Here is a 19,154-nt window from a genome sequence, read left to right as displayed (position 1 = left end):
AAAACAAAAATCGTCAAAATGCAAAGAATCAGACTTTTAGTTTTATTGCTGCTGTGTGTGGTGTGTCAACAGACTTTTGCACAACAGCGTACCATCAGCGGACTGGTTATTTCAGCTGAAGATCACGAGCCGCTTATCGGTGCTACGATTTCCGTACAGGGAAACGAAGCGCATGGGGTAGTGACCGACATTGATGGAAAGTATACATTGGAAGTGGGACCGGATGACAAGATTCTGGTCGTGGCTTACCTGGGTATGAAAACTCAGTTGATAAAGGTTCCTAAGAAAGAACACCTGAACGTGGTGCTCCAGCCTGAAACCATGAACCTGGAAGAGGTGGTGGTGACGGGATACGGTAATTTCACCAAGTCTTCTTTTACGGGGTCTGCCAATACCCTGAAGGGAGACATGATGAAAGACATCCCCGTGATGAGCGTGGAGCAGAAGCTGCAGGGAATGACCACGGGCGTGTCTATTACCAGCAGTTCTGGACAGCCGGGAGCCAATCAGGGCATCCGTATCCGTGGTATGGGCTCGTTCAATGCCTCTCAGGAACCGCTGTTCGTGATTGACGGGGTGCCGGTCACTTCCGGTAGCCTGAGTGCCGGAGGAGCCGATGCGGCCTATATGAACAACTCCAAAACCAATATCATGAGCACGCTGAATCCGGCCGATATTGAAAACATTACGATTATCAAGGATGCGGCGGCAGCCTCTCTGTATGGTTCGCGTGCAGCCAATGGCGTAATCCTGATTACGACCAAGAAAGGAAAGGCGGGCAAGGCACAGGTTTCCTTTAACATGTCGGGAGGTTTCTCGAATGCGGCGGTTGATTTCCGTCCGACACTGAACGGCGACCAGCGCCGTGAACTGTTGTACGAGGGCCTGGTGAACTACGCTACTGACAAGCAGATGGCAGACCCTACCGGCTATGCAGACGGTGAGATTGACAAGTATGCGTCTGTGCCTTCCATGGGCTATACCGACTGGAGAAAGGAACTGCTTCGTACCGCCATCCAGCAGGATTACGAGGCATCTGTATCCGGAGGAAACGAGAAGACCACTTTCTATGCCTCTTTGGGCTATAACAGCCAGGAAGGACTGGCCAAGAACTCCAGCCTGGATCGCTACTCCGCCCGTCTGAACATGACCCAGAAGGTAGGCCGGTACGGTGAGGTAGGCGCCAACATGATGTTTACCCAGATGAACCAGGAGATGAACGAAGAACGTGGCTCTGCCATCAACCCGTATTTGTGTGTGGCAATGACCATGACTCCTTCCATGCTGGTGAGAGATGAAGCCGGAAATTATGTGGGAGCGTACGACGGTACACAGTTGAACCCGCTGCGTGATATTCTGACGGACTATAACCGCACGCGGATGACGCGTATGTTCTCCACCGGTTATGCGGCCGTAGAACCGATAAAGGGCCTGAAAATAAAGGAAACGTTAAGCTATGACTATACCATCCAGAAGGATTCGCGCTACTACAATCCGTTGAGTTCTGCAGGACCGAAGAGCGGTTCCGATGCACAGTCCTCCAAAGGATTCATCGAGTATGGAAAGCTGATTTCTTCTACTTCGGTGAATTACGTGAAGACCTTTGCGCAGAAGCACCACCTGGATGTCTTGGCTGCGTACGAAGTGGAAAGCTACCAGACGGATAAGGCATCCGGCGAACGTTCCAAATTGCCGTCGTATGTAGGGCTTACTGAACCTGATAACGGAGCAGTGTTGAACAGCTTCGTTTCATCAACGCAGGATTATCGTATGCTGTCGTATATTTCACGTTTGAACTACGATTATGACGACCGTTATTATGTGGCAGGAAGCTTCCGTCGCGACGGTAGTTCCCGTCTTTCACCCGATAACCGTTGGGGAAATTTCTGGTCCGTATCTGGTCCGTATCGGGTATGTGGCATGTAAGCAACGAAGCCTTCATGCAGCCCGTGAAGCACATTCTGAGCGATTTGAAGATTCGTGCCTCTTACGGTGTGAACGGTAACCAGCCAGGCTCTCTGTATGGCTATATGGGATTGTATTCTTTGGGACAAAGCTATATGGGAGGTTTGGGTTCTTATGAATCTGCTATCTCCAACCCCAACTTGGGATGGGAAAAGAACTATAATCTGAACGTGGGACTGGACGTGTCGTTCATCAACCGTATTTTCCTGAGCGTGGAATACTATAACCGCGATACGAAGGATTTGCTGTACAGCCTTCCCATCAGTGCCACTACCGGATTTACGAACTACCTGAGCAATGTGGGACAGTTGAATAACCGGGGCGTGGAACTGGAATTGCGTACCATCAACTTCGCCAATGACAACTTTAACTGGACCACGGTCTTCAATCTGAGTCACAACAAGAACAAGATTGTGTCACTCAACGGACAGCTGGAGCAGTCAATCGAGGGCACATGGTTCATCCACAAAGTAGGATTGCCCTACTACACCTTCTACGTAAAAGAATACGCCGGGGTAAATCCGGATACAGGTAAGGCCATGTATTACCGTAACCAGGAAATACCTCAGGAAGACGGTTCGGTGATTGTAGACCGGAGCCTGACGGAGAGTGCCAGTGAGGCGCAGGCCATTCCTTATAAGTCGGTTAACCCGAAAGTGTCTGGCGGTCTGACGAACATGCTGAACTACAAATGGCTGGACCTGAGCTTTACGCTGACCTATTCCTTGGGCGGATATTCTTATGATAAAACTGGCACCTATATAGAGAATGGTACCAAGAACATTTATGATTCAAGATATAATCTTCCGATATATGCCATGGACCGCTGGCAGGAGCCGGGCGACCAGACCAATGTGCCGCGCTTTGTGTATGGGGAAGATGCCGGACCTCAGAACTCTTCGCGTTACATTCACAGCACCAATCATCTGCGTCTGAAAAATCTTACGTTCGGATTTACGCTTCCTTCTGAATGGACCCGCAAGGCCCTGATAGACAAAGCTCGTATTTATTTCTCAGGCAGCAACCTGCTGACATGGGCCAAATGGAAACAGTATGACCCCGAAACTCCGGTTAACGGAGAAGTGTTCTGCGAGGCACCCGCCATGCGTACCTTCAATTTCGGCGTACAATTAACTTTCTAAAAACGAATTGGATTATGAAACCACTCTATATTTATTTTCTTGCCGCCTCACTGGCATGTACCTCTTGTTCGGACAGCTGGCTGGACCTGAATCCGTCCACGTCCGTACCCACCGACCAGGCTTTCTCTTCTTTGGAAGATGCCCAAAGCGCATTAAACGGCATTTATAGGCTGGCGTCAGCACATAGTTATTATGGTGACAATTTTTTTTATTTTGGCGATTGCCGGGCTGCGGATGTGCAGGCTCGTATGACGAAAGGAGACGGACGTAGGGTTTCACCTTATTATGAGTATAATGTGAAGGCTACTGACAGTTTTAATTCAAGCCTGCCGTGGAATCAGGTCTATAAAGTGATTCGACAAACCAACAATCTGATAGCCGCAACTGAAAGTGGGTTGATAAAAACTACTGATGAGGCTGCTCTGAATGAGATTAAGGCTCAGGCCTTGGCCATGAGAGGGCTTGCTTTATACGATCTTATACGCGTGTTTGCCATGCCTTATTCGTATGATAACGGCCAGTCATTAGGGGTGCCTATCGTTACAACAGCCACAGATCAGTCTTCGAAGCCAGCACGCAATACGGTGGCCGAATGCTATGACCAGATTATCACTGACCTGACCAACTCGCTGGCCGGCCTTAGTAAGGAGAAGAAGGACGGCTGTCTGAACTACTGGGCCGTGCAAGGTATTCTGTCAAGAGTTTATTTGAACAAGCTGGATTATCCGAACGCCTATAAGGCAGCTACAGATGTCATCGAAAACAGTAAAAGCCTGTATCAGTTGTACACCCGCGACGAGTACCCCACCGTCTGGGGAAAGGAATATACCAGCGAGTCGCTTTTCGAATTCTACTTCTCGCTGACGGAACCTTCAGGTGGTTCGGGTGGAGAAGGAGCTCCTATGGTCTATGCCAATGAGGAAAAAGTGGACTGGAACAACCTGATACTGTCGGAAGACTACCTGAACCTGCTGGATGAAGACCCGCAGGACGTGCGCCACAGCGTGATGCAGGTGTCTGCCATTGCCAATAACACCGACCTCCCCGAAGCAGCCCGTGACAAGAAAGTCTATCTGGCGAAGTTCCCCGGCAAGACTGGCGATCCGCGCGACAACAACCTCTGCATCGTGCGCCTATCAGAGATTTATTTGAATGCAGCCGAGGCAGGCCTGAAAATAGGGGGCGAGCAGGCGACCAAGGGAATGGAATACCTGAACGAAGTGATTACCAACCGTACCACGAATACCGCCATGAAGGTAAATGCCGCTGCCGATTTCACCCTGGAGCGCATTCTGAAAGAAAGAAGAAAGGAACTGGTGGGCGAGGGCCTGGCAGTGTACGATTATACGCGTAATAAATTGCCCGTGGAGCGTAAGGGAAGCTGGCACCTGACTTCGCTGGATACTTCCGGTGCCTATACCATCCAGCCGAATGACTCACGTCTGGCCATCCCCATTCCGCAGACCGAGATAGACGCCAATCCTAATCTGGTGCAGAATCCTTAACTGGAGGCAGCAGTCAGATAATATCCCCGTCCTCTGGCGGTGGAAATCCGATAATCCGGGAAGTCTTGCAGGACTTTCCGGATTGTTTGTATATGCGCGTCTAATTTCTCATCCGCCTGCGGGTCGTGCGGCCAGCAAGCCGTTTTCAAGTCTTCACGGTTCACACATTCTCCTTTCTTTTCCCATAGCAGGTAAAGAAGCTGCAAGTCGAGACTGGAAATGGCACACTGCATGCCGTCGATAAGCAATATCTGCTGCTTCAGGTCGATGTACAGCCCTTTTTCAGGCTTATTTTGCCGTTTTTTCAGGTAAAGGCAGACTTGTATACCTGTGGCCGCAAGCAGCAGGCACAGCAGCCCGTAAAACCCCGCGTGGATATGGCGGAGTAAAGTCAGCCGGTCGTAGTCAGCCCACCCTTGCAGTTGCAGGCTGTGAGTCAGGTCGAGCGAGCAGACCGGAGTCTTATAGGCTGAGGATGTGGGTAAGATACCTGCCCGTGTGCGGGTGCGGGCCGACTTGTCGGAATAAAACACACCCGCCGTTCCGCTGACATGCCTTTGTTCGAGCTGTTCCTGAAACAGCCGGTTCACTTCCTCCACCCTGACAGGCTGTATGTCTGCCAGCAGGTATTCGTTCAGCAGTTTCCGGGCTTTCTCCTCCGGGATGCTGTCCTTGAACAGGTAAGTGGTTTTCCCTTCTGTAGTCTGAAGCGTATAGCTTTTGATTTTCCGGCTGGAGACGGGCGCGAAAAGATAAGCCTTCAGGGCCGGGTCTACGTAGATGTGCGGGTTTCTGCTGAACGCATTCAGACGGTCGTTGTAGTGAAGGCGTTCGGCTTCCTGCAAGGATTGATTGATAAGGGCATGCACCTGCGTCCGGCTATGCCGCAGCGCCGCGTAACCGCCCCCCATGAGTACGATGACAGTGGCGGCTACAGACAGGAACCAGCTTGTTTTCTTTGTCATAACAATATTCTTTAAGAAGCAGGTTTATCTTTCCTTCAGGTACTTTTCTACCTTCTCGAAGAACAGTGAGATGTGCGCCCCGTCTACAAAGGCATGGCTTACGGTCAGTGCAATGGGCATGACCAGCCTTCCCTCACGCGTCACCGCCTTGCCCGCGTTCATCAGCGGATAGTCCAGCGGATGGCCCGGGGCATACTGCGTGTAAGAGATGGAAGTAAAGTACAGCTTGGGCGTGGCACTGAGCAGGATGACGTCAAAATCGCCCTGAGCCGCAATCTCCTTGTCGGTGCCGTACGGGTCTCCGTCCTCCGGGATAGAAGTGATGATGCGCCGGGCTTCCTCGTAGAAAGCCTTGAAATCACTGTTCCAGGGAATGCGAACAGTGTAGAATGTCTTTCCCGGCACGGCGATGGGCGTCGTGATGTCTACCGTATCGTGGTAGACCACCTGCCCGTGCTTGTCCCACCGGTAACGGAACTCCTTGATTTCATTTGCCGCACGAAGAATGGCGTACAGGTAATACAGAAAGAAGGAACGGCCCTGTGCCTTCGCTTCCGCATACGCCTCCGTGCAGTCCACTTCGCTGGTCATGGCAATCCAGGAATTATGGAAATCGCGGAAGAAAAGATAGTTCTCCTTCCGCTCCCAGGTGTCAATATCGATAAGATGCTTCATGCTTGCTGGAATTTTTGCGCCACCTTCCGGTAGGTAGGCATGTCAATGTGTAACTGTGCGCCCAGGTCAATCATATCGAACAGCAGACCCTGAATCTCCGACTCATGCCCCCGGGCAATGTCCTTCTGCATGGAAGCCGTGCTGTGCGGGTCGAGCTTGTCAATCACCATCAGGTTGTAGGCCACGGGGTCGCCGGGGTAGGCGATGCCCAGTTTCTCCCCAATCTGCGCACTCTCACGCGACAGACCGACGAACGTGTCGCGCACCTCACCCTCGTGCTGCACTTCGCCCATCGGCACGTCGTGATAGGCACCCGTGCAGGCCATGGCCGAGATGAACGACCATTTGATGAACGTATCCCGGTTGATGTCGTCCGACACGTCCACCTTGATACCACACTCGCGGAGTTCACCGGCAATCCTCTCCAGCCGTTCTGGAGCCACCTGCTGCTGCGGACGCGCACCGAACACCAGGCGGAAGATGCTACCCATCTGGCTGATTTCCCCTTCGCCCGACACGAAGCCCACGATGTAGATACACCCGTCGAGCACCTTGACCGAAGGCACCAGGCGACCGATGCGGGGCCCCGTGCCATACACATTCAGGATGGGGATGACCAGGGTGTGGGGGGTAGCCGCACGCTCCAGCACGGGGCGGATGGAGTCAATGGAATAGCCTTTCACGCACACCAGGATGACATCCGCCTTTCCCTGATATTCTTCTGCGGTGCATGCCTTTACGGGGAGGAAATGCTCCCCCTTCAGGTCCGATTTCAGGTGCAGCCCCTGCCGGCGGATGGCTTCCAGGTGCTTTCCGCGGGCAATGCAGGTCACGTCCTTGCCTGCCAGTGCCAGAAAGCCGGCGATGCATCCTCCTACACCGCCCGTTCCGATGATGAGATAATTCATGGTGAAAAAAGTTATAAAGAAAAACAAGCACGGAGCGTGTAAGCCCGTGCTTGATAAATAAGTTGATTATACGTTGAAACGGAAGTGCATGATGTCGCCGTCTTCCACCACGTATTCCTTGCCTTCCACGTTGAGCTTTCCGGCCTCACGTACGGCAGCTTCCGAGCCATAGTGGATAAAGTCGTCGTACTTGATGACCTCCGCGCGGATAAATCCCTTTTCAAAATCCGTGTGGATGACACCGGCACACTGCGGAGCCTTCCATCCCTTGTGGAACGTCCAGGCACGCACCTCCATCTTTCCGGCCGTGAAGTACGTCTCCAGGTTCAGCAGCTTGTAGGCCGCACGTATCAGCCGGCTCACGCCCGACTCTTCCAGCCCCACTTCCTGCAGGAACATCTGGCGGTCTTCGTACGTCTCCAGTTCGGCAATGTCGGCTTCCGTCTTGGCCGCTACAATCAGGATTTCAGCACCTTCCTCTTTCACTGCCTCACGCACCTGCTCCACGTACTTGTTGCCGCTTACGGCACTGGCTTCGTCCACGTTGCACACATACATCACCGGCTTCGAGGTGAGCAGGAACAGTTCGTGTGCTATTTTCTGTTCGTCTTTCGTTTCAAACTGCACGGTACGTGCCGATTTGCCTTGCAACAGCGCCTCACGGTAACGAACCAGCACCTCATACGTCTGTTTGGCCACCTTGTCGCCCCCGGTCTGCGCCTGTTTCTGCACCTTCTGAATGCGGCTTTCAATGGTTTCCAAGTCCTTCAACTGAAGTTCCGTATCAATGATTTCCTTGTCGCGTACCGGGTCCACACTGCCGTCCACATGCGTCACGTTCTCATCGTCGAAGCAGCGCAGCACGTGCAGAATGGCATCCGTTTCACGAATGTTGGCCAGGAACTTGTTGCCCAGCCCTTCGCCCTTGCTGGCCCCTTTCACCAGTCCGGCAATGTCCACAATTTCCACGGTAGTGGGCACGATACGGTCGGGGTCCACCAGCCCGGCCAGTTTGTTCAGACGGTCATCGGGCACCGTAATCACGCCCACATTGGGCTCGATGGTGCAGAACGGGAAGTTGGCCGCCTGGGCTTTTGCGTTTGATAAGCAGTTGAAAAGTGTCGATTTTCCCACGTTTGGCAAACCGACGATACCACATTGTAATGCCATAATTTATTGTTTATTTCTAATTTATTTCTGATGCATAATACTCTAATTCTCTGCAAAGATAGTTATTTTTTAAGTTCCTGCCTATTCTTCTATGGAATGAGCGGTAATTTTAGCGGACTTCGTCGGTCGGAAATAAAAAAGAGGCGCTTCATCACGAAGTGCCTCTTTTGTAAAAGAGAGTTTATGAATTTTCTTATTTAATCATTTGTCCATTGTAACAGTCATTTCAGGAATCAGAATGAAATCATTCTTCTTGGAATTCCATTTGTAGTATTCTGTAGTTACGCTCTTGTTATCGTATGTATAACGAATACACAAATCGCTTTCCCAGCAGTTCTTGTTTACATTCCATTTCTGTGACATATTTTCAGTTATCTGGTTGTTGTCATTGTATTTGTAGTTATACTTCATGTAGTTTGTCAGCATGTTACCGTCTTTCTTGTATACAGTTTCTGCAACTTTCAATCCGTTAACTTCTTGTGCATTGTAAATCAGGTTGTTATTCATTTTAGCAGCATAAGTTGACAAGCTTGCAACAAAAGTTATAACTAAAACAGCTACACACTTTGCTAAATTCATCTTTTTCATATCTTTTTGATGTTAAGGTTTTACTTACGTTTTGTTCTTTTTGACGATGCAAATGTAGTAAAAGCTTTGATATGTTGTATGTATTTCGGCGAAAAAAATGCGATAAATTAGCAAAATGTCACTAATTAAACATTAGTTAACAATCTAGGTGGCTTAGTGTGCTTCCAGCCAATTATGTCCCCAACCATGGTCTGCACGCAGTGGAGCTTTCATTTTGTAAGCAGCCTCCATCTCGCTTATCACAATTTGCTGCACTTTTTCTTTTTCTTCCGGCAAGACGCTGAAGTTTAATTCGTCGTGTACCTGGAGAATCATTTTCGAGCGGATACCTTCTTCCTGGAAGCGCTGGTATATGCGTATCATGGCTACCTTAATAATATCGGCAGCACTGCCCTGGATGGGAGCATTGATTGCATTTCGTTCGGCATATCCTCTGACGACTGCATTTTTTGAGTTGATGTCCGGCAGATAGCGTTTGCGTTTGAAGATGGTTTCAATGTATCCTTTTTCGCGTGCTTCCTGAATGCTCTGGTCCATATAGGCTTTTACATTCGGATAGTTTTCAAAGTATCCGTCAATAAGGGCTTTGGCCTCCTTGCGGTCAACGTTCAGACGTTCTGCCAGTCCGAATACTGAAATTCCATAGATGATACCGAAATTGGCAGTCTTGGCCTTGCTTCTTTGTTCGCGTGTCACTTCCTCCAATTTTACCTTATATATTTTAGCGGCAGTAGCTGCATGAATGTCCTGGTCTTTCTGGAAAGCTTCAATCATGTGTGGGTCATTGCTCAGATGTGCCATGATGCGCAACTCAATTTGTGAATAGTCGGCCGAGAAGAATTCGCATCCTTCATCGGGGATGAAAGCCTTTCGGATTTCCTTTCCGTCTTCGTTGCGGATAGGAATGTTCTGCAGGTTCGGGTTGCTAGAACTCAGTCGTCCGGTAGCTGTGACCGTCTGGTTGAAAGAAGTATGGATGCGTCCGGTAGCCGGATTGATAAGTTGAGGGAGGGCATCAATGTAGGTACCCAGCAACTTCTTCAGTCCGCGATGTTCCAGAATTTTTCCTACGATTTCATGCTTTCCTCTCAAACTTTCCAGTACTTCTTCCGAAGTGACATATTGCCCGGTTTTCGTCTTCTTGGCTTTCTCCACGATTTTCAGGCGGTCGAACAATACTTCACCTACCTGTTTGGGAGAGGCTATGTTGAACCCCATTCCGGCCAGCTGGTGTACCTCTTCTTCTATCTGGTTCATCCGGGCTGTAAAATGCCGTGAGGTTTCTTTCAGCGCATCCGTATCAATACGTACTCCGTTTCTTTCCATATAAGCCAATACCGGCACCAAAGGCATTTCTATCTCTTCGAACAGTTTCTTGACTCCGTTTGTCTCCAGTTCGTTTTCGAGAACCAGCTTCAGCTTAAGTGTTACATCGGCATCCTCACAAGCATATTTGTAGACTGCTTCGGGAGCAAGGTCGCGCATGTTTCCCTGCTTTTTCCCTTTCGCCCCAATCAGTTCTTCAATTTTGATAGTTTCGTATTTCAGGTAAATCTCGGCCAGGTAATCCATGCCGTGACGAAGTTCGGGCTGTAGTACATAATGTGCAATCATGGTATCGAACATCTTTCCCTTCAGGGTCACTCCGTAATTAGCCAGCATGATAAGGTCGTATTTGATGTTTTGTCCAATTTTGAGCGAATCGGGATTTTCGAAGGCCGGTTTAAATATATTCACAATTGTAAAGGCTTCTTCACGATTGGCCGGTACAGGTACATAAAAAGCCTGGTTTTCGGCAAAACTGAAGCTCATTCCCACCAGTTCTGCCGTGATGGAATCGATTCCGGTGGTTTCCGTGTCTAGACTGAAAAATTTCTGAGCAAGTAATTTTTCGGCTAAAACCGCCATTTTCTCCTTATTATCAACTAGTTGATAGTCGTATGACAGGTCTTCTAACCTCGTGAGAATTGAATTTTTGGCGTCAGCTGTATCTTCCTCCGCAAAAAAGCCAAAGAGATCGGGTTGAGCGGCAGGAGAGGAGGGAGCCTTTTTTTCTGTTTTGATTACCCGGTCAATCAGGCTTCGGAATTCCAGCATTTCAAACAGGCGGCGCAGTTCCTCTTCATCGGGCTCTTCTCTTTTCAGTGCTTCCATGTCGAGTGTGATGGGCACATCCGTTTTGATGGTAGCCAGAAATTTTGAGAATGTGATTTGCTCTTTGTTTTCTTCCACCTTCTTCTTGATGGCTCCTTTCAGCTCGTCGGTGTGAGCCAGCAGATTCTCGATGCTGCCGAACTGGGCTATCAGTTTCTGTGCCGTTTTCTCTCCCACACCCGGGCATCCCGGAATGTTGTCGGCTGTATCCCCCATGAGTCCTAGCATGTCGATGACCTGCAAAGGTGACTGGATGTCGAACTTGGCCTTGACTTCTTCCACTCCCATCACTTCAAAATCTTTGTCACCGTATTTGGGGCGATACATGAACACGTGTTCACCCACCAGCTGTCCGTAGTCCTTGTCGGGAGTCATCATATAAGTATTGATGCCTCTTTTACCGGCTTCCGTAGCCAGTGTACCGATTACGTCGTCGGCTTCGTATCCGGCAATCTCCAGAATAGGAATATGATAGGCACGTATGATATCCTTTATGACAGGAACCGACTGCCGGATAGCTTCCGGAGTCTCTTCCCGTTGCGCTTTGTATGCTTCATAAGCTTCGTGGCGAAACGTAGGCCCCGACGGGTCGAAGGCAATTCCGATGTGAGTGGGATTTTCTTTCCGTAGCACTTCTTCCAGCGTATTGACAAATCCCAGGATAGCAGAGGTGTTAAAACCCTTCGAGTTGATGCGAGGATTCTTGATAAAGGCGTAATAAGCACGGTAAATCAGTGCATAAGCGTCTAATAGAAATAGCTTCTCCATTCGTGTAAAAATATTAAGTTTTTTCATGTAAAAGTACAAAAAAATACGGTATTCAGTCTTTTATTATTACTTTTGTGGGCCTAAATAAATGTACATGAACAAAATTGATTTAATAAAGCAGCCTGTAGAAAAAGAATTAGAGGAGTTCAGAGGGCTTTTTGAGGACTCTTTGACGAGCACAGACCCTCTCTTGGGAGAGGTGTTGGCTTACATCAAGAAACGGAGCGGAAAGATGATGCGTCCTATTCTGGTGATGCTGACGGCTAAACTGTTCGGTACATTGAATGAATCAACCTTTCATGCGGCACTGTCGCTGGAATTGCTTCATACCGCCAGTCTGGTACACGATGATGTGGTAGACGAGAGCGACAAGCGTCGGGGGCAGTCTTCTGTAAACGCAATCTATAATAACAAAGTTTCCGTACTGGTGGGCGATTACATGCTGGCCACAAGTCTGAAGCATGCCGCACTGACCGGTAAGGTAGAACTGGTAGAACTGGTGGCTACTTTAGGGCAGGAATTGTCGGAAGGTGAGATTCTGCAGTTAGGCAATATTGGTAAGGAAGATTTCTCAGAGGAGGCATATTTCGATGTCATCCGGAAGAAGACAGCCGCCCTGTTTAAAGCCAGTTCGCAGAGTGGAGCCGTATCGGTAGGAGCCGTGCAGGAAGAGGTGATGAAAGCCGGATTGTTGGGTGAAATGATTGGTATCGCTTTCCAGATAAAGGATGATATCTTTGATTATTTCGAGAGTCCGGAACTCGGTAAGCCTACAGGAAACGATATGCTGGAAGGAAAACTCACGCTTCCTGCCTTGTACGTGTTGAGTCAGACAGGAGATGACAGTTTGAAGCAGACTGCTTTGAAGATACGTTCCTTGGAAGCTTCAAAAGAAGAAATAGCGTCCTTTGTAGAAACCGTGAAAGAAAGGGGAGGAATTGAATACGCCACCCGCATGATGTACGAGTTCCGCGATAAGGCATTGGCATTGGTTCCTGCTTCGGCCGATTCCAGTTTGAAAGAAGCTCTGACTGCCTACATCGATTATGTGATTGAACGAAATAAATGATTCAAAAAAAATCCCCTTTCTTCAATGAAGAGAGGGGATTTTTTTATCCTTATGCGAAGTCTTTTTAGAAGAACTTGGTTTCACTTCCCACAATGTCGGAAAGTAATAGGTTGGCCATGCGGCTTGTACCCAGACGGAACAGCTCGTTGGTCAGCCATTCTTCTCCTAACAGCTCTTTTACGATGGTGTAGTACACCAGTGCGTCGTGCACGGAGTTAATGCCTCCAGCGGGCTTAAATCCGACTTTCCGGCCAGTCTCCAGGAAGTATTCCTTGATGGCCTGACACATCACGTAAGCAGCTTCCGGTGTGGCAGCCGGACTTTCTTTTCCGGTAGAAGTCTTGATAAAGTCAGCTCCTGAATACATAGAAAGGATAGAAGCTTTCTTGATGTTCGAAGCACTTCCCAATGCACCGGTTTCCAGAATCACTTTTAAGTGCTTGTCGCCGCATACTTCTTTCAGCTCTTCGATTTCGTCGCACATGCCTTCGTAGTCACCGCTCAGGAATTTGCCCACAGAAATCACGATATCTATTTCGTCTGCGCCACTATGGATGGCCATGGCAGTTTCGGCCACTTTCACCTCAATGAAAGTTTGTGAAGAGGGGAAACCTCCCGATACGCAGGCAATCTTCACGTCGTCTGCTTCCAGTGTATCGTTGACGATTTCAGCCATGTTGGGATATACACAAATAGCAGCCACGTTCTTCAGGTCAGGGTAGCGGTCGACAAACTCATTGACCTTCTCCGTGAACTTCATCACGCTGGTGTCGCTGTCTGTACACTTCAGTGTAGTCAAGTCAATACAGTTGAAAAGGAACTTCTTTACTTCCTTCGTATTGTTTTCTTCCAGGTGCTTTTCGATGAGACGGGCTGTCTTCTCCGCAATTTCATCGTCCTTCAGATTCGTTTGATATTTACTCAACGCATCTTCGTACTTGTTGTACTGGTTCTCTTCTTCGTGCGTGTGTTCGCATCCGCACGCATGTTCGTGATTAGGATTCATATACTTTATAGTTTAGGGTTGTTTTTATGTCTTTCCTTGTCTCGGCTTGTTTTCTTCTCCAGGTTCTTTCTGAACGCTTCCGTCAGGTCCACTCCCGTCTGGTTGGCCAGACAGAGCAACACCCAGAGCACGTCGGCCATTTCGTCGCCCAAGTCCGTTTTTTCGCCTGCCTTGAACGACTGGTCGCCGTAGGTGCGTGCCATGATGCGTGCCAGTTCGCCCACTTCTTCCGTGAGCACAGCCATATTGGTCAGCTCACTGAAGTACCTTACTCCGTACGTCTTTATCCATTCGTCTACGGTTTTCTGTGCTTCTTCCAGTGTCATGGTTATTCCTTGTTTTTGGTGTCCATGCAAATGGTCACCGGTCCGTTGTTCAATAATTCTACCTTCATGTCGGCACCAAACTCACCGGTTCCTACTTGTTTTCCCAGGGCAATACTCAATTCATTGCAGAAGTATTCGTACAGAGGAACGGCAATTTCATGTCCGGCAGCTCGGATGTAAGAGGGGCGGTTTCCCTTCTTGGTCGAGGCCATCAGTGTGAACTGGCTTACTACAAGGATTTCTCCCTGCACATCCAGAATGGACTTGTTCATTACTCCATTCTCATCGTCAAACACACGAAGGTTGACAATCTTCTTGCAGAGCCAGTCTGCATCTTCCTGCGTGTCGGCAGCTTCAATGCCGAGCAGAATCATGAAGCCTTCTTTGATGGCTGATTTACAAACTCCGTCAATGGTCACGGATGCGTGTGTCACGCGCTGTATAACTACTCTCATGTGATTCGTCTTGTTTCTACAAAAATAGCAATTTATTTGGATTCAGATAGTGATTCCTTCACGCTTTTCGCTGCACTTTCTCCAATTATTTCGGCAATCTCTTCCAGGCTGGCTTGCCGGATGCGGGCCACACTCTTGAACTTTTTCAGCAGGGCCGTTTTCCGCTTGTCGCCGATGCCTTTGATATTGTCGAGGGCAGAGGCAATCTGGCTTTTGCTTCTTTTTTCCCGATGGAAGGTGATGGCAAAGCGGTGCACCTCATCCTGGATATTTTCCAGCAGATGGAAAAGGGGAGTGCCCTGCTTGATGCCGAGCGTCTGCGGCGGAAAACCAAACAGCACTTCCGACGTGCGGTGGCGGTTGTTCTTGGCAAGTCCCACAATGGGAATCTGCAGGTGCAGCTCGTCTTCTATCACCTGCCTTACCACTTCCATCTGTCCTTTTCCTCCATCCGTCAGAATGAGGTCGGGCAGTTCGCCCTGCTCTTCCAGAATACGGCTGTAGCGGCGGCGTACCACCTCCTGCATGGAGGCATAATCGTCCGGTCCCACCACCGTTTTGATAAGGTATTTCCGGTAGTCTTTTTTGCTGGGTTTGGCTTTCTTGAACACCACGCAGGCAGCCACTGCATCCGAGCCCTGAATGTTGGAGTTATCAAAACACTCAATGTGGTTCGGCATTTTCTCCAGTTGTAACTGTGCCTGGATTTCTTTCATCAGCCGCACGCTCCGTTGCTCCGGATTCAGTTTTTCGGCCTGCTTCAGGCGGTCCACTTTATATTGCTTCACGTTCATCAGCGAAAGGTCGAGCAGGTGTTTTTTCTCGCCCTTTTTAGGAATCGTGAACGTTACGCCGTTCATTTCCATGTCCAGTTCAAAAGGCACGATGATTTCCTTCGATGTGCTTTTATAGCGTTCGCGCATTTCCACGATACCTAACTGCAGCAGCTCCTCCTTGCTCTCGTTCATACGTACTTTGTATTCGAAGGTGAAAGCCTGGTTGATGCATCCGTTGGTAATGTGCAGGTAGTTGATGTACGCCGTATTTTCGTCCGTTTCTATGGAGAACACATCGATGTGATGAAGCACCGAACTCACCACTTCACTCTTGGCGCGATAGCTTTCAATGAGCATGTATTGCTCCTTGAGTTTTTGTGCTTCCTCAAACTTCATCTCTTCTGCCAGGCATTTCATTTCTTCCATCAGCGCATTGCTTACCTTCTGGGTATTGCCTTTCAGCAGCTCCCTTGCCTGCGCTATCTGCTGCATGTATTCTTCGTGCGACTGCTTCCCGATGCAGGGCCCTTTGCAGTTCTTGATGTGGTATTCCAGGCAGACCTTGAACTTCCCCTGCGCAATGTTTTCGGGCGTCAGTGCCAGGTGGCAGGTACGGAGCGGATACAGCTTTTTAATCAGCTCCAGCAAGGCCATCATGGAAGGCACGTGGCTGTACGGACCGAAGTAATTCGAACCGTCGCGAATAATCTTCCGGGTCTTGTAGATGCGCGGGAAATACTCGTTGCTGATACAGATGGAAGGGTAGGTCTTATCGTCCTTCAGCAGCACGTTGTATCTTGGCTTGTATTTTTTAATCAGGTTATTCTCCAGCAGCAGGGCATCCTCTTCCGAGTTCACTACGATGTAGCGGATGTCGGCAATCTTGGAAACCAGCATGCGCGTCTTGGCCGACTGGTGATCCTTGGAAAAATAAGAATAGACACGGCGCTTCAGATTCTTGGCTTTTCCCACATAGATGATGACTCCTTCCTTGTTCAGGTATTGGTAGATGCCCGGACCTTCCGGAAGGTTCAATACGATTCCTTTCAGGTATTCGCTGGTGTTGCTTGTCTTTTCTGTTTCTTCCATGTCGTAGGGTTCTTGTCAGGGTGAATACAGCCTTCCTTGAGGAGAGGTTTCCTGCAAAGAAGGCTGCATATAATTACCCCTTTCTGTAGGGGATTCTTCTCGTGTTATAGTTCTAAAAGGGTAGTAACTTCTACATCCTTTTCGAAGGCGTTTCTTCCGTTCAACCCTTTCAGTTCGATGACGAAGTTAACGTATGCTTTCTCCACGCCGCAGCGTTTTACCAGTCGGTAAGCTGCTGCCATCGTTCCGCCTGTAGCCAGCAAGTCGTCGTGCAACAATACCACGTCGTCTTTGCTGATGGCATCCTTGTGAAGCTGTATGGTGTCGGTACCATACTCTTTGGCGTAAGTTTCTTCAATGACTTCAGCCGGCAACTTTCCGGGCTTGCGAGCCATGATGAATCCGGCTCCTAAGCGGGCCGCCAGGGCACCACCCAAAATGAATCCTCTGGACTCGATACCTACCACTTTGGTAATTCCTTTGTCCTTGTATAGTTCATACAGTTCGTCTATCATGCCCTGCAAGCATTCCGCATTTTTGAACAGGGTAGTGACGTCGTAGAACAGAATTCCTGGCTTGGGGAAATCGGGTATTTCTCGAAGGTTTTTCTTTAATGTTTCTTTATTCATATCCAGTATTTTATGTGTATTCCTTAAACAAATTGTTTCACGTGAAACATGCCTGCTTTATCGTCCCAGAAGCACTAGCAGCACGTTGATGTCGCTCGGTGATACGCCGGGAATGCGGCTGGCCTGTGCCAGGGTTTCCGGGTCTATCTTCACCAGCTTCTGGCGGGCTTCGGTCGACAGTGATTGCAAGTTGGCGTAGTCAAACTTGCCCTTGATTCGGATGGACTCCAGCCGGTGTATCTTGTCGGCAATCGTACGCTCCCGGTCGATGTAGCCTTTGTACTTGATGCGGATTTCGGCAGCCTCAATCACCTCTTCTTTTCGCTCCTCGATTTTGTCGAGTGCAGCCTGGAAGGTGGGGATGTAAGGAGCGATATTTTCAATCGTAATCTGCGGGCGGCTGATTAAGTCAACCAGCTTGCATCCGTGAGTAAGCGGAGCTGTTCCTAACTTTTCGAGGGCGTCGTTTATCTTGTCGGCCTTCACGGAGAAGGTGCTTACGAAGTTTACGATGCGGTCTATTTCGGCCCGTTTCTTTTGCAGGATTTCGTAGCGGTCGGCCTTCACCAGTCCCAGCTGATAAGCCCGTTCGGTCAGTCGCATGTCGGCGTCATCCTGACGGAGCAGGATGCGGTATTCCGCTCTCGAAGTAAACATACGGTACGGCTCATCCACGCCTTTGGTCACGAGATCGTCAATCAGTACACCGATGTAAGCTTCGTCACGTCCCAGCACGAACGGCTCGCCGCCGTGGCAGTTCAGGTGCGCGTTGATACCTGCAATGATACCCTGTCCGCCGGCTTCTTCGTATCCGGTTGTGCCGTTCACCTGTCCGGCAAAGAACAGGTTTTTCACCACCTTCGATTCCAGCGTATGCTTCAGCTGTGTCGGATCGAAGTAGTCGTATTCGATGGCATATCCCGGACGGTACACCACCAGGTCTTTGAAGCAAGGAATCTTCTTCAGAGCCTCCAGCTGGATGTCCATCGGGAGTGAAGAAGAGAAGCCGTTCAGGTAAAGTTCCTGTGTGGTTTCACCTTCCGGTTCCAGGAACAACTGGTGTTGCGGCTTATCGGGGAAGGTCACGATTTTGGTTTCGATACTCGGACAGTAACGCGGTCCGATGCTCTGGATTTGTCCGTTGAAAAGGGGAGAGTCGGCCAGTCCTTTCCGGAGCGTGTCGTGCACCTCTTCGTTGGTAAAGCAGGTCCAGCATTGCAGTTGTTTCAGGTGGCGTGGTTCGCTGATAAACGAGAAACGGTGGAAATCATTCTCGCCGTCCTGCGTGTCCATTAGGTCAAAGTGTACGCTCTTTCCGTCGATGCGCACCGGAGTACCCGTCTTCATGCGTCCGGCCGTAATGCCGTGTCGGGTGATGGATTCAGTCAGGTGATACGATGCCGGTTCCGCACAGCGTCCTCCTGCCAGCATCTTGTGTCCGATGTGCATCAGACCGTTCAGGAAAGTACCGGCAGTCAGCACCACGCATTTAGCATGAAACGTCACTCCCCAGCAAGTCACCACGCCGGTCACTTCGCCGTTCTCCACCAACAACTCTTCCACCGTATCTTGCCAGATATGCAGGTTGGGCAGGTTCTCTAGAATTTCTCTCCAGGCCCAGATAAATTTTCCTCGGTCGCACTGGGCGCGCGGACTCCACATGGCCGGTCCCTTGGAGCGGTTCAGCATACGGAACTGGATGGCGGTCTTGTCTGTCACCAGTCCCATGTATCCTCCCAGGGCGTCAATCTCTCTGACGATTTGTCCCTTGGCAATACCCCCTACGGCCGGGTTACAGCTCATCTGCCCGATTTTGTTCATGTCCATTGTAATCAGGCAGGTCTTTGAGCCCAGATTGGCAGCCGCAGCCGCCGCTTCACATCCGGCATGACCGGCTCCGATTACGATTACATCATACTTGAAATCCATTAGCTTTTATGTTTTTAATCCTTTGCAAAAATACG

14 protein-coding genes and 1 pseudogene are annotated in these 19,154 nt (G+C 49.6%); 3 read left to right on the top strand and 12 right to left on the bottom strand.

What is annotated here, in order from left to right; all coding sequences use genetic code 11:
• The first annotated feature begins 18 nt into the window (after positions 1 to 18).
• Both WKT20_RS07635 and WKT20_RS07630 read left to right on the top strand, forming a co-directional pair.
• A pseudogene (locus WKT20_RS07635) lies at positions 19 to 3,107 on the top strand (SusC/RagA family TonB-linked outer membrane protein).
• Between the two features lie 14 nt (positions 3,108 to 3,121).
• Positions 3,122 to 4,612: a RagB/SusD family nutrient uptake outer membrane protein gene (locus WKT20_RS07630; RefSeq protein WP_118243571.1), complete on the top strand. Its 1,491-nt coding sequence runs from the start codon at positions 3,122 to 3,124 to the stop codon at positions 4,610 to 4,612.
• Here WKT20_RS07630 and WKT20_RS07625 read toward each other — a convergent pair.
• From WKT20_RS07625 to polA, 6 genes are all read right to left on the bottom strand, one after another.
• A complete protein-coding gene (locus WKT20_RS07625; RefSeq protein ID WP_340417131.1) occupies positions 4,609 to 5,577 on the bottom strand; it encodes a winged helix-turn-helix domain-containing protein in 969 nt (322 codons plus the stop codon). The genes WKT20_RS07630 and WKT20_RS07625 overlap by 4 nt on opposite strands.
• A gap of 24 nt (positions 5,578 to 5,601) precedes the next feature.
• On the bottom strand, positions 5,602 to 6,252 hold the full coding sequence (locus WKT20_RS07620) for a chloramphenicol acetyltransferase (RefSeq protein ID WP_007559524.1): 651 nt from the start codon (positions 6,250 to 6,252) through the stop codon (positions 5,602 to 5,604).
• Positions 6,249 to 7,160: a ketopantoate reductase family protein gene (locus tag WKT20_RS07615; RefSeq protein ID WP_340417130.1), complete on the bottom strand. Its 912-nt coding sequence runs from the start codon at positions 7,158 to 7,160 to the stop codon at positions 6,249 to 6,251. The genes WKT20_RS07620 and WKT20_RS07615 overlap by 4 nt, the downstream gene beginning before the upstream one ends.
• A 66-nt stretch (positions 7,161 to 7,226) precedes the next feature.
• Entirely contained in the window at positions 7,227 to 8,330 is a 1,104-nt protein-coding gene (ychF, locus tag WKT20_RS07610) for a redox-regulated ATPase YchF (RefSeq protein WP_340417129.1), read from the bottom strand.
• A 201-nt stretch (positions 8,331 to 8,531) separates the two neighbouring features.
• Positions 8,532 to 8,918, bottom strand: coding sequence for a DUF3836 domain-containing protein (locus WKT20_RS07605; RefSeq protein WP_117701105.1), 387 nt, complete (start codon positions 8,916 to 8,918; stop codon positions 8,532 to 8,534).
• 153 nt (positions 8,919 to 9,071) lie between these two features.
• Positions 9,072 to 11,840 (bottom strand): DNA polymerase I, encoded by a 2,769-nt coding sequence (gene polA / locus WKT20_RS07600; RefSeq protein WP_340417128.1) that lies wholly within the window; start codon positions 11,838 to 11,840, stop codon positions 9,072 to 9,074.
• Positions 11,841 to 11,934: 94 nt separating this feature from the next.
• On the opposite strand from polA, the gene WKT20_RS07595 reads away from it, so the two are divergent.
• Positions 11,935 to 12,909, top strand: a complete 975-nt coding sequence (locus WKT20_RS07595) for a polyprenyl synthetase family protein (protein ID WP_117701254.1) — start codon at positions 11,935 to 11,937, stop codon at positions 12,907 to 12,909.
• Positions 12,910 to 12,973: 64 nt separating this feature from the next.
• Here WKT20_RS07595 and deoC read toward each other — a convergent pair whose 3' ends face one another.
• From deoC to mnmG, 6 genes are all read right to left on the bottom strand, one after another.
• Positions 12,974 to 13,915, bottom strand: a complete 942-nt coding sequence (gene deoC, locus WKT20_RS07590; protein ID WP_022053717.1) for a deoxyribose-phosphate aldolase — start codon at positions 13,913 to 13,915, stop codon at positions 12,974 to 12,976.
• 5 nt (positions 13,916 to 13,920) lie between these two features.
• Positions 13,921 to 14,241, bottom strand: a complete 321-nt coding sequence (locus WKT20_RS07585; RefSeq protein WP_007559509.1) for a nucleotide pyrophosphohydrolase — start codon at positions 14,239 to 14,241, stop codon at positions 13,921 to 13,923.
• A gap of 2 nt (positions 14,242 to 14,243) precedes the next feature.
• Positions 14,244 to 14,696, bottom strand: coding sequence for a D-aminoacyl-tRNA deacylase (dtd, locus tag WKT20_RS07580; protein WP_007559507.1), 453 nt, complete (start codon positions 14,694 to 14,696; stop codon positions 14,244 to 14,246).
• A gap of 32 nt (positions 14,697 to 14,728) precedes the next feature.
• A complete protein-coding gene (gene uvrC, locus WKT20_RS07575; RefSeq protein ID WP_340417127.1) occupies positions 14,729 to 16,561 on the bottom strand; it encodes an excinuclease ABC subunit UvrC in 1,833 nt (610 codons plus the stop codon).
• A gap of 104 nt (positions 16,562 to 16,665) precedes the next feature.
• Complete coding sequence (locus tag WKT20_RS07570) at positions 16,666 to 17,190, bottom strand: adenine phosphoribosyltransferase (RefSeq protein ID WP_007559502.1); 525 nt, start codon at positions 17,188 to 17,190, stop codon at positions 16,666 to 16,668.
• Between the two features lie 57 nt (positions 17,191 to 17,247).
• Positions 17,248 to 19,119, bottom strand: a complete 1,872-nt coding sequence (gene mnmG / locus WKT20_RS07565) for a tRNA uridine-5-carboxymethylaminomethyl(34) synthesis enzyme MnmG (protein WP_117701102.1) — start codon at positions 19,117 to 19,119, stop codon at positions 17,248 to 17,250.
• Positions 19,120 to 19,154 lie beyond the last annotated feature (35 nt).

Origin of the sequence: Phocaeicola sp. ICN-14070, assembly GCF_037892625.1 — a bacterium.
In the GTDB taxonomy this organism is placed as follows: Bacteria; Bacteroidota; Bacteroidia; order Bacteroidales; family Bacteroidaceae; genus Phocaeicola; species Phocaeicola plebeius.
This window is presented reverse-complemented; position numbering and strand designations above follow the sequence as displayed.